This is a genomic window from Tunicatimonas sp. (genome assembly GCF_049647865.1).
GTDB lineage: Bacteria > Bacteroidota > Bacteroidia > Cytophagales > Cyclobacteriaceae > Tunicatimonas.
Window position 1 is genome coordinate 1 of record NZ_JBARYM010000202.1, and the last position, 11,628, is coordinate 11,628.

Below are 11,628 nucleotides of genomic sequence, written 5' to 3' on the forward strand. Positions count from 1 at the left end.
GTTCAGATGCTCAACATTACTCCGGATGAAGTGATTGGTTACACTGTGCTGGACACCATTAGCCAAGAAAGTGGCCGAGTTATTGGCGTAGTGGAAGATTTTCACTTCGAGTCAATTCATACCAGTATAAAGCCAACGGTAATTCAGGGAAAGCCGCAGCAGAGCTTAGGAGTACACGTGAAAATACCTTCAGATAAGATACCGGAAAAGCTGGCAGCAATAGAAAAAACCTGGAAAGAGGTCATGCCGGGGTCGGCGTTTAAATATCGCTTTATGAGTGATAAACTGGAAAATATGTACGCTTCCGAGATCAGAATAGCGGGTTTAATCCGGGTCTTCTCGGTATTGGCCGTGCTGATTGCCTGTTTGGGGCTGTACGGTCTGGCTTCCTACACCGCCGAACAGAAAACTAAGGAAATTGGAGTGCGTAAAGTGTTGGGAGCAACCGTACCCCAAATCTTGCTGATGCTAATCGGTAAATTTATGCTAATGGTATTGATTGCCTGCGTAATTGCGCTACCGGTAGGATACTTTTTGATGCAGAGCTGGCTTCAGAACTTTGTTTATCAGGCCGAGATTGGTTGGACTATTTTTGGTATATCCACTCTAATTATTGTAGTAATTGCCCTTGCTACCGTAGCCTACGAAAGTATTAAGGCATCAACCATAAATCCAACGAAGGCAATTCGTTACGAATAGTGAAGGTAACTTAACTATGCCATACCGAATGATTGTCTCATCAACAAGCGGACTTTATGACCCGTATACTTTTGGTGTGCATTGCTTAGTGGAAGCTGGTAATCAGCCAAGTTGCTTCGGCGAGCTGATTCGCTTCGGAATGAATAAAAAAAGGGTTAAGGAATAGTAGTAAAAACTTCTTGTTACTTTTTCCTTTCACTATCTGTTCTTAACCGCCATATTCTCGTATCAACGTAAGGCGCAAAATCATTAAATGCCCCTTAAGGTATTCTATTAAACTGGCGAAATAATCTAACTAGATTAGTAAACCCTGCAGCATACTATTGTACTATCTTTTCTAATTAAGTATTCTGGTCTCAAAGTGGTATTGGGTCAAACTATTTATGCTTCCTTTAACAAGATGCTTACATTGTTATTGTCTATTTATTAGCTAACTTCTAAGCAATATGGAGAAAACATCAGATGAACCTTCAGTAGATCTATTTTATCCTGCTTCGCTTCCAGTGTTTCTAATAGGAACTTCGGGTAAGGGCGGCGTTAATGCTTTACAGTTTCTAGCTAAGCACATTCCGGCAAACTTTCCTGCCCCTTTCTTCTTTCTACTACATCGTCTACGGGAAAGTCCGGTTTCTAAACATCATTTGCTTGATGCATTAAAACATAAAAGTAATTTAAATATAAAGGTAGCCAAGACCGGAGAAAAGGTTAAGATGAGTACAATATATCTTCCGGCTCAAGGATATCATTTAACCATAAAGAACAACACTATTATTAATACCGAAGAACCTTCGGGTGGACATTGGCGGCCTAGTATAGATGCCTTATTTAAGAGTGCTGCTTTAGAGTATAAAGATAGGGCGGTATCAGTACTGCTTAGTGGAGGATTAAAAGACGGAGTAGATGGTTTAATAGAAACAACTTATCAAGGTGGTATCACTATAGCACAGTCGCCAGAAGATGCCTATAATCCGACTTTACCGCTAAATGCTTTGCTTGGCGATCACCCTAAGTATGTATTACCCCTGCACGATATGCCGGCACTATTTTGCGAGTTAGCCGGCTACGGATGCCAATTGGAGCAAAAGAATATAGCGCAGAAAGCAGCTATTGCGGCGGCTATGAAGAAAAAAGAAGTTAAGAAGTAAGGCGTTAAGTATAGTTTGTCTTTACACTATTAAGTGTGGTTCTTAGCCCTACGCAATCTCGTTGTCTATCATTCTATTCCCAATTTCTTGATTACGAATGAAGCTGTAAGTCCGTGCAGTAGAATAGAGATAAGTACGACAAAGGCCGTTAATGACCATACTTCTTTCTGATACGCGAAATTAGCTTCACTTAGCGCAAACGATAAATAAAAAAACGAACCAATCCCTTTAATGCCAAAAAAGCTAATAGTCCACTTTTTAGCGGCTGGTATTTCTGTTCCCAACAATCCAATCCAACCGGCCAATGGTCGTATTATCAATACAAAGGCTAGCCCTATTATAGCTATAGGCCAAGTTAGGTAGTCTAAAACCCCCTCTACCAGACTACCTCCAAATAGCATTAAAAGCACAGCCAACAAAATTCGCTCAATCTGATCAGTAAAGGCATGTAGCTTCTGGTGGTATTCGTGTTCCATTTCATAATTGCGGATAGTTACTGCTGCCACAAATACTGCAATAAAGCCGTACCCTTGGGCTAACTCAGTGATGCCATAAGTAAACAAGGTAACAGATAAGGCGACGAGTCCGTCACGCACGTGTAACATCTGGTATTTTTCAGGCAGGTGAAAGAAAAGATAAGTGACTCCTCTCCCCATAATAAGGCCAATGGCAATTCCGGCAACTATTTTATACAATAAGTACTTTCCCAACCATTCTCCCAGCCAGGGTTCACCCGCGGTTGCCCCCGCAACGAGTACCGCCATCCAGGTAAATGGAAAGGCCATACCATCATTCAATCCTGCTTCGGCAGTAAGCGAGAACCGGACACTATCGTTCTTTCCTTCATTAGGTGGCCCTACCTGCACATCTGCTGCCAGTACCGGATCAGTAGGAGCCAGCACGGCCCCCAGCAGAATAGCCGATGCCCAATCAAAGCCTAGTATTACGAGTCCGAGAGCTAGCAGACTTATAATACATAGTAACATAGTAATACTCACTAAGCGAAAGGGGACACGCCAGCGGCGTAGTGAGAATGGATGATCAATTTTTAAGCCTGTACCCATTAAGGCAACAATCACTACCAATTCGGTCAAATGCAAAGTTTCAGTATTCATCTGAAAAGGATTTGGCCAGGGAAGTTCGTCAAATGAAAGGTACAGAATAACCCCTAATGCTAAATAGACGATGGAATAAGATACGCGAATTTTTCGGGTTAATGTAGGAATCCAGGTCATGCCGAGTGCCGCCGCTCCCATTACCGTTAGAACTAAAAAATAATTCTTCATACTAGAAATAAAGGGGATAAAAAAAATATACTTACAAAGCTAAACTACTCGCGTACACTAGGAATGTTTTACGAAAATCAACTTTTACCGAATACCTACTGGAATATGGTATTTTCTATTTAATAACCCGCTAAACTACAGAACGAACCAAGGTAGCTAGTTGACGAGCTACTAAACGGCTCTTGCCTACACTGATTATTTATTACCTGATTTGCATTGAAAGCAAGGATAAATAATAGCCACTCCCAGATTGGCATCTTGATGATTAAAAACTGTATCCACTCGAACAACTACCCTAATTAAGCTACATCTTGTAATGTAACCTCATCGGCTGAGTCAGAAGTCCAGGCAATATCGTAGGATAAGGCATCTGCCAGTGGTAAATGATGAAGAACGCTATTGCGGCAAAATTCTAATAGGGTAAGGTTTTGACCTAGCATAGGTAGCGGATCATCCCACTTAAATATCACATCTTTTGCTTTGAACAAATCCTGGAACCATTGCCTAACCTGCCCATCGCGGATAGATAGAGCTAGATTATAGGTTAGAAATGTAAGAAGGTTCACTCGGGGCTCATTACTATTGGGTCTTATCGTCTCGGTATTGGTACCCAGAAAACTACGAAGCAGATGATCTTTTTTATCAAATAGATGTACTCCGTTTACAGTGCGGGGATTACACTCAATTACGTAAATCTTGCCCGAAAGTGTCTGAATAAAGTCAAAGCCAATTTGGCCGTGGTACTGATGCTTCCGACAAAATTCCCGGACAAACTGCTCTATAGATGGATGGCGAATAGCGCGGTAATATATTCCTGAACCCTGACCTAACTTATACGGATGTTCATAAGCGGTATGAGCCGCAACTTCACCATTTACCACTATGCTATAACTACAAATCTCTTGGCCTTCTACGTAGGCTTGAGCAACCCAGGGGTAATGCGCTTGCTTAGATAGCTGCTTTAGCTGATAGAAACTAGGGCAAATAAGCGTATGCGTTGCAAACCGAGAATAAGCAGGTTTAAAAACGTAGTCGCTACTGGTTTCAGAAAACCGTTTTATATCTTTGGGAGAATTAATTAACTGGGTAGGTGGGATAGTAATATCAAAGTCTTTTACTGCTTCGGCAAAGCGGAACTTGTGGTGAAAGCTGATTAGCTTATCAAAGTCATCTACGAACATCGTACAAAGATTTTCTAACTGAGAGCGGTACTGGGCTATGAAAAAGGTTTCTTCGTAAGAAGGAATCACCAAATCAATTTGGTGCTGTTTGATAGCATCTTTCAAATATTTAATATAGGCGGCTGGGTTCTGAGCAACTGGAGGTGTTTGTAAGTAGCCTTCAATATGACGGGAATAGCGGCCTACTGGAAAAGCTAGACTATCCGCTAACCAGATTTTTGACTGAGAAGATTTAAGCAACCTAACTAATTCTAACGCTGAAGGATTTCGCCCACCGGTAATAAGAACTCGCAACATATAAAAACACTTTACTACAAAAGTCTGCTATTCAGCCAATGTTTGCCGTATTCAATCTTAATTTAGTGATCACCAATGCTTTAGTAAATAATGCCGATTACAACTAAGTAAGTAGATACAGTACTGTTGTGTACTAATACTTAACTGTTTAAGTATTCATTATCAAATTTTTTTGGCGGCAAACAGAGCGTGAGCAGAAAGGTTGATTCTTTGAATTTTTTATCTTTCTGACCTAAATCCATTGCCTTGCTCAATAACCTACCTGACCCTCACTCTAATCTACAAGCTTCAGTAATTGTACCGGCTAAAAATGAAGAAGTTAGTATTGAGTTGGTGCTAGAGGCGTTATGCCACCAGTATAATGAGGAAGGCAAAGCGCTTGATTATTCAATCTACGAAGTTATTTTATTCGTAAATAATTGTACTGATCGTACTGCTGAAGTAGCTCAACGATTTGCCGGTAGGAATCCTAAATTGGCACTATACATATACGAAGCCCACGTACCACCTCACCAGGCAAATATTGGTTTTATTCGCCGTACTCTGATGGATAAAGCGTACAATCGCTTAATGAGTATCGGAAGGTACCGAGGTGTAATTATTTCTACCGACGGTGATACCATTGTGAGCTCTACCTGGTTGCATCATACACTACAGGCGGTTAGAATGGGGGCCGATGCGGTGGGCGGACGTATTCTTACTCAAGCGCAGGAGGGATGCGATTATCGCCTTTTTTATCTTCAAGATGTTTGCTACCGCTTTTTGCAAGCAGAACTGGAATCTACAATTGATCCGAACACCGATGACTCTTGGCCCCGGCACTTTCAAAATTTTGGCCCTAGTTTGGCAGTAACTGCCGAGATGTATGATCGAGCCGGGCGACTGCCAATAGTACCGTGTTTGGAAGACGTTTACTTTTACGAAGCTTTGCAACGCTGCGATGCTCGTATTCGTCACTGTCCGAAGGTGCAGGTAACTACATCTACTCGGCTGGAGGGGAGAGTAGATTTTGGCTTCTCTAAGCAATTACAAACATGGGAAGAAATGCACCAAAAGCAAATTCCGCTTGAAGTGCGAAGTGCCGAAGAATGGCAATGCAGATTTCAGCTACAGAAAGCGTTGCGCTTAGCCTGGCGTACTAAATCAAGTCATTTACTGGAAAGTATAGGAAAGCAGTACAACCTTCCGCTTGGTCAATTCTACTACGCTATGCTACTGAGCCAATTCTTTGGAGAATTTTGGTATGCCGTAATACGGTCGTCTATGGTAGAGTCATATCTTCAGCAAATGTACCCTGAGGTGCCTATAGCGGAGGCTATTAATCAATTACGTTTATTGATACGTAATAACCAGAACACTGCTCCTACTTTGGAACAGCCTCCCATAGGTCGAGTCGGTATTTTTCAGCCCGATGATGATACAAACGCGTTAGTTGTTTAGTAACCGTAGCGTAACTATCAAACGCATCGTGTACTTCGTCGCCCAACAGTGGATAGTCATTGACTACCGGAGTCCAGTGAACTAACAACAAGTGACCACCGGGTAGTAATGATTTCATAATTTTTTGTTGCGCTTTTTCTAAGTCTGGCTGTGACCAGTAGTAGCCCACTTCAGAAACCACAATGAGATCGAAGCGATCTTCAGGAAACGTACTGGGAATATTCATACACTTAAACTCAACGTGCGAATGACCTTTTAGTCGGTCACGAGCGGCGGTTAGAGGTAGTTCGCTAACATCAACCGATAGCAGCTTATGGCAACGGGAAGCTAACCGTTGGGTAAGTACCCCGATTGAGCAACCAATTTCAAAGGCATTGTCGTACAGCGCACGAGGAAGAGCGTTCACTGTTTTAGAGTATTTTTCTCGTTCGTAGTCACTCTGCTCAAAATTCCAAGGATCTTTATTTTCCTGATAGAGTTTATCAAAATACTGGGCTGATAATGTCATGTTAGTTCGGTTCAATGTAAACTTCGTACGGTTGAATGAAATGCGCGAGAACAGTGGGGGTAAGAATAAACCCTTCGGGATCATCATCAATTAAGCGCGTCGTTTGGGAGATATGGGCCGCAATAGCTGCCGTTTTCTGCGCCAATGTTGCCTGAATATCCAATTGCCAAATTGTGCCCTCTTCAGGATGAGGCAAATCGCCGGTTTTAGCTAGCTCCCACACCCAAATAGGGTATTCTCGCCACTGTATATTCAGTTGGCTGGTTTGCACTGCCTGGTCACATAACTCCCAGGCAGCCCGATGATCACAGTGGGGGTCCCGTCGCCAGGGTACCAGTATCGTCTGAGGCTGTATAGTATTCAGGTAATCGCTAATGCGAGAAGCTTCATTGATGAACTCTTCGTCATTTCTACGAGGAACCTTTGTATCGGGTAGCCGAAGAAAGGTAGCACAATCAGCATGTACCCCCAAGTGATTCAGTGCTTGTAAAGCTTCCTGTTCCCGTATGGCCCGCCGGGTATCAGCCGGATACTTTTTAGAACGCGGGTGCGACATAGTACCATCACTGACGAACAGTACGTGCACAGGTAGATTATAAAGTCGAAGAGCCGCAATAGCTCCTCCGCAGCCCAATGATTCATCATCAGCATGGGGTGCCACTACCACTGTTGATCCCCACTGGGCTATTGAGTCTGACGGGCGTACTGGAGATTCTGTAAAAAGTTTATTAGGCTGTACGCTACCAGAGATCATGGGCGGGTGATTTTTGGGTGCCAACATAGGCTCCAACTTGGGCTAGTGCCTGATCGGGAGCTGGCTGCCGTAAATAGGTTGTCAGATCAGCGTGTAAGCGAGCAAACGGTTCTGGATAAAGTAGCCCTCTAGCTCCCACACAGCGTTCAGATAGCCGTAGCGTATCTAAGCAAATTTTCTCAATGGCAGTACGTACCATATTAGCGTATTGAATGGTTACGTCGCTAGGTAAGTTGCCATCAGTTCGCTCGCCCGCACTATTAATCCATAGATTGCCTGATTCGATTAACGCGGCCATTTCCCCTAAGCGCATTTGTTGATAAGGGTCATTGGTACGCATAAGCTTCTGTAGATAGTTTCGGGTAGCATCAAATATAGCTTCGGCACCGCCCAGGTGTACAGCGGCAAAGCGGATAGCACCCCCACTAAAATGAGGCTGCTGATGATAATCGTCTGGATTCCCTAACAAGTCCTGATCAGTTAGAACTACCTGGCTAAAATCAATTTTATGGCTAACACTAGCCTTCATGCCCAAAGGTTTCCAGAACGAATCATCCACTGGTAAATGCTCCTGCTCATCTAGTGGAACCACCACCATTTGCCAACCCAAATCTTCGCCCCGTTCACTCAGTAGTTTACCAGTTATAATAGGGCGAGTAACCCACTGAGCCCCGGAACAAAAAGTTTTGCAACCCTGTAATTGGTATTTTCCATCTCCCAAATCTTGAATGGTGATGCCATCGTTCATCTGCGTATTCCATACCCCAAATAAGTGCTGAGATAGCTGTACATTCTGGTACCAGTACTGCTGTTGGGCGGTAGTTCCAAACAAATGAATTAGATACAACGCATTGATATGACCCTCGTAAATGCGCCCTACCGACAGATTACCCTTACCTACCAGCTTTAGTAGATTGAGCAGTTCTCTAGTAGTAGGAGTTGCAAAATCCAAAGGTTGGTCCGGTAGTGTTATTTGTAGCAGATCGGCTTCTCGTAACTCATGAAACTCCTGAAAGGGAAAATCGTCATCAGCACCATACTGCTGTTGCTCCCGAATTGTAGCCAATTGCTCCGAAACATGAGCTGCATTGGTAAGTACCTCTCTTTGGTAGTTTTTATTAGCGGATATTATGGATTCCATAGGTCTGTTTAAGTTATTGCGTAATAACTATGCTACTGAGCGGTTTTGGTGACTATCGCGCGTAACCGAATACTGCTGACCGACCATAATTTTGTAATTTTGACGAGATAAGTTGATAGAATCGTATTCTAACTCAATTTGCAGTCGGGCTATTAGGTAGCATACCGTTGATTCGGCCCCTTGGTTCTGGTTAACATACTGTTCCTCTAAGCCATCAAAACAACCTCCGGTAGCAGGATTATAAATAATCTGTTTCAAGTGATTATTACCTAAGTACCAATGAAATGCTGCGTGTAGCTTATCTTGATAAGACTTTCGGCGGGAAACCCGGTGAAATAGTGATAGCGCGGTGATGGTGTAGCAAACATCAATAGGTTGCTCGCCCCCGTTTTTACATTCTTCGCCTTTCATAAGCCACCCATTGTTCGAGATAACTTTTATCTGATCCTCTTGAATAAATAAGCAGCGGAGCAGAAAATCGAACGAGCGATAAGCCACTTGGCGGTACTCTTCTCTTCCAGTGGCTAAAAAGGCTAGCAGCATACTTTCGGACAACACGCTGTTGGCGTAGGTCAAGTATTCTTCAAACCACAGCCAATCTTCGGTAGCTACTCCGTTAAATTTATCCAGTAAGCCCAATGCTAAATGATCAATCACTTCCAGTACAGTAGCATCAGGTTGTATTCGGTAGTAGGCCGATAGTCCTTTAATAGCAAAAGCCCGGGCCCGGGGGGAGTCCACCTTACGAGCTACCTCTAGGGAGCGTACCAGTGCCAAACTAGCTTTCGTGACCAAGTCCGCGGGAAGCACATTCTGATAGTAAACCACCGTACCCAGACTCCATACCGCCCGCATGGTGGCATCTTCTAGGTTTACATCCAGATTCTGAGCAGTGAAACTGCCGTTTTCATCCACGTAATTGAGAAAGGTCCCGTCCTTCTGCTGGCAACTAATAATAAAATCTAAGTAGGTTTCTAATAGGTTAATCGTTTTAGCTTCACGAAAGGCATGGTAGTGCATACACATAGCAATTAAAGCACGAGCGTTATCATCCAGCGTATACCCAGACTTTACATCAGGCTGATCAAATTGGGTAAACTGAATCATTCCCTTGTTCGTGGTTAAGCGACGAATATGCTGAAGGGTAACCGGGGGAAGGTTGTAGTGCAATACTTCGTCGGGATTAGCTGCTTGATGAAAAAGTTGAGCATAACGAACAGCTACATTGGGCCACACTGCTTCTCGAGTAGCGTAGTGCGCGTTTCGGCTCATATGCTTTTGTAGTGCCGAATCGGATAGTATTCGGATAGTAGCTTCGGCGATTTCATTCGGGTCATCAAAGCTCTTTAGCAGTGCCCCCGTATCGGGAGTTAGTACTTCCTGCGCGTGGGCCATGGGAGTAGAAACTACCGGGCAGCCACAACTCATGGCATAAGTGAACGTACCACTTACGGCTTGGTTAGGATCCTTAGACATAAATAGGTACACATCCGTCAGACTAAGGTAGTCTAATAGCTTATCCAAACTGAGGTACTGATTGACAAAGCGAACATTATCTTCTAGTCCTAAAGATTTCACCTTGCCTTCTAGTTTTTTCCGGTAAACTTCACCCTCTTGTTCAACCACTACTGGATGCGTTTTACCTAGCACCAGATAACAGACATTGGGTGCCTCCTCTTTAATAATTGCCAATGCTTCCAGCGCACTTTCAATTCCTTTATTAGCGCTCAGCAGGCCAAAGGTGCTTAGTACTTTCTTTCCCTCTAATGCGTACTTTTCCTTTAATTGTTCGGGGTTAAGTTGTTGACGCAAATGGATTCCGTGCGGAATTAAGCTCATTTTTTTATTTGATACGCCATATTCACTTTGAAGAATTGTGGCTGAACGCTGAGTCATGACCACTACCTGTTGTACATGCTGGGAAATATCACGTACCAGTCGCTTAAGTTTTCGCGGGGGCTGAGGTAGTACGGTATGCATAGTAAGGATCACCGGCTTTTTTACCGACAGCAAGAAGGCCATTACATTATCGCCCCGGTCGCCGCCAAATAGTCCAAACTCATGCTGTAGGCATACCACCTGAATACCAGCGTCAGCGTTTACTTCTTTGGCTAATTTAGCGCACTCAGCTACGCTTTCAGTATTCAAAGTAGCTACTACTTCATTGGGGTAAGTCCGCTGGTGCTTTTGGCCTTCCTCCAAAGCGCAAACCTGAAAATTATAAGCGTCGCCAAACTGAGCACTAAGAGCCTGGATCATATCTTGGGTAAAAGTGGCAATGCCGCATTCACGGGAAGGATAAGAAGAAAGAAATAATACGGTAGATGAAGTTGGGTAGGACATAGTAAAAAGTGTTGATATTGTAAAAAATCTGCTAAGGGTTAGGAGTTAAGTAGTGTGCCAATAAGTTCGCTAAAGCTGCACGAAGCTACCGCAATATGGCTATCGCTGGCCCCGTAGTAGATGTATAGGGTGTCATCCTGTTGAGCGGTACCCGTGGGGAAAACAACATTATTAACATAGCCTACTTGTTCATACTCTTGGTTAGGTGAAATTAGTGGCACATTAAATTGCTTGATGATTTTTGTAGGATCGTCTAAGTCTAACAGAGCTGCCGCTGCGTGGTAAATATTACCGTAGTGCTGCTTCTCTACGCCGTGGTAGATCATTAGCCAGCCTTCAGGAGTCTCAATAGGAACACAGCCCCCGCCGATGTGAGAGCTTTCAAATTCAAACTGAGGATCAAGAATAATTTGTCGATCGAAGTGCCCAAAGTAATCAGCCCAAAATTCTGGGTTTAAATCTTCTATCTGATCATACATTACCAGCTGTATGCCCGGCCATATGCGGTGCATAAAAGCCAATTTGCCGTTGATGCGCCGGGGAAAGAATATAATGTCTTTATCCCAAACCAGTACCTGTTCCGGAATGGGTTCCCGCTTATGCAGCATCTCTATATGGGAATAGTACTTGTTGTTCACCTTCCCTTTTAGAGGCTCTAAGTGGAGTTCCATATCCAGTAAGCTGATATTTGGAGTAATAATACCCTGCCGCTCAAACTTAAACCCATCGGTTGATGTAGCTAATGCTCCCAAAGCATTAAAGCCATCGTAAGCCGTGTAGGTCATATAATAAACTCCATCGATAACGGCCACTCGGGGGTCTTCTACCCCGTGC

General features: G+C 43.6%; 9 protein-coding genes and 1 pseudogene. 3 read left to right on the plus strand and 7 right to left on the minus strand.

Going from position 1 to position 11,628, the window contains the following annotated elements:
• Together WBA23_RS06225 and WBA23_RS06230 are read left to right on the plus strand one after the other, a co-directional pair.
• Positions 1 to 699: ABC transporter permease (locus tag WBA23_RS06225; RefSeq protein ID WP_424581387.1), on the plus strand; the 699-nt coding region annotated here is incomplete at its 5' end.
• Between the two features lie 446 nt (positions 700 to 1,145).
• Complete coding sequence (locus WBA23_RS06230) at positions 1,146 to 1,844, plus strand: chemotaxis protein CheB (RefSeq protein WP_424581388.1); 699 nt, start codon at positions 1,146 to 1,148, stop codon at positions 1,842 to 1,844.
• Positions 1,845 to 1,912: 68 nt separating this feature from the next.
• Here WBA23_RS06230 and WBA23_RS06235 read toward each other — a convergent pair whose 3' ends face one another.
• Together WBA23_RS06235 and WBA23_RS06240 are read right to left on the minus strand one after the other, a co-directional pair.
• Positions 1,913 to 3,130, minus strand: a complete 1,218-nt coding sequence (locus WBA23_RS06235; protein WP_424581389.1) for a cation:proton antiporter — start codon at positions 3,128 to 3,130, stop codon at positions 1,913 to 1,915.
• Between the two features lie 299 nt (positions 3,131 to 3,429).
• Positions 3,430 to 4,608 (minus strand): ATP-grasp domain-containing protein, encoded by a 1,179-nt coding sequence (locus tag WBA23_RS06240; RefSeq protein WP_424581390.1) that lies wholly within the window; start codon positions 4,606 to 4,608, stop codon positions 3,430 to 3,432.
• Positions 4,609 to 4,854: 246 nt separating this feature from the next.
• Between WBA23_RS06240 and WBA23_RS06245 the strand changes: the two genes are divergently transcribed.
• On the plus strand, positions 4,855 to 6,048 hold the full coding sequence (locus tag WBA23_RS06245) for a glycosyltransferase (protein ID WP_424581391.1): 1,194 nt from the start codon (positions 4,855 to 4,857) through the stop codon (positions 6,046 to 6,048).
• On the opposite strand, the gene WBA23_RS06250 is transcribed toward WBA23_RS06245, so the two are convergent.
• From WBA23_RS06250 to WBA23_RS06270, 5 genes and pseudogenes are all read right to left on the minus strand, one after another.
• Entirely contained in the window at positions 5,972 to 6,556 is a 585-nt protein-coding gene (locus tag WBA23_RS06250) for a class I SAM-dependent DNA methyltransferase (protein ID WP_424581392.1), read from the minus strand. The two genes, WBA23_RS06245 and WBA23_RS06250, sit on opposite strands and share 77 nt — an antisense overlap.
• Before the next feature lies 1 nt (position 6,557).
• Entirely contained in the window at positions 6,558 to 7,337 is a 780-nt protein-coding gene (locus tag WBA23_RS06255) for a PIG-L deacetylase family protein (RefSeq protein ID WP_424581393.1), read from the minus strand.
• Positions 7,297 to 8,451 carry an acyl-CoA dehydrogenase family protein gene (locus WBA23_RS06260; protein ID WP_424581394.1) on the minus strand — a complete coding sequence of 385 codons (1,155 nt, stop codon included), beginning with the start codon at positions 8,449 to 8,451 and terminating at the stop codon, positions 7,297 to 7,299. The genes WBA23_RS06255 and WBA23_RS06260 overlap by 41 nt, the downstream gene beginning before the upstream one ends.
• Positions 8,452 to 8,478: 27 nt before the next feature.
• Positions 8,479 to 10,794 carry a glycosyltransferase gene (locus tag WBA23_RS06265; protein ID WP_424581395.1) on the minus strand — a complete coding sequence of 772 codons (2,316 nt, stop codon included), beginning with the start codon at positions 10,792 to 10,794 and terminating at the stop codon, positions 8,479 to 8,481.
• A 38-nt stretch (positions 10,795 to 10,832) separates the two neighbouring features.
• Positions 10,833 to 11,628, minus strand: a pseudogene (locus WBA23_RS06270) (hypothetical protein); the annotation flags it as partial.

Bases quoted from the DNA above. Each gene is read 5' to 3' on its own strand.
- WBA23_RS06230 (WP_424581388.1), top strand. From the start codon at position 1,146: ATGGAGAAAACATCAGATGAACCTTCAGTAGATCTATTTTATCCTGCT.
- WBA23_RS06235 (WP_424581389.1), bottom strand. From the start codon at position 3,130: ATGAAGAATTATTTTTTAGTTCTAACGGTAATGGGAGCGGCGGCACTC.
- WBA23_RS06240 (WP_424581390.1), bottom strand. From the start codon at position 4,608: ATGTTGCGAGTTCTTATTACCGGTGGGCGAAATCCTTCAGCGTTAGAA.
- WBA23_RS06250 (WP_424581392.1), bottom strand. From the start codon at position 6,556: ATGACATTATCAGCCCAGTATTTTGATAAACTCTATCAGGAAAATAAA.
- WBA23_RS06255 (WP_424581393.1), bottom strand. From the start codon at position 7,337: ATGTTGGCACCCAAAAATCACCCGCCCATGATCTCTGGTAGCGTACAG.
- WBA23_RS06260 (WP_424581394.1), bottom strand. From the start codon at position 8,451: ATGGAATCCATAATATCCGCTAATAAAAACTACCAAAGAGAGGTACTT.
- WBA23_RS06265 (WP_424581395.1), bottom strand. From the start codon at position 10,794: ATGTCCTACCCAACTTCATCTACCGTATTATTTCTTTCTTCTTATCCT.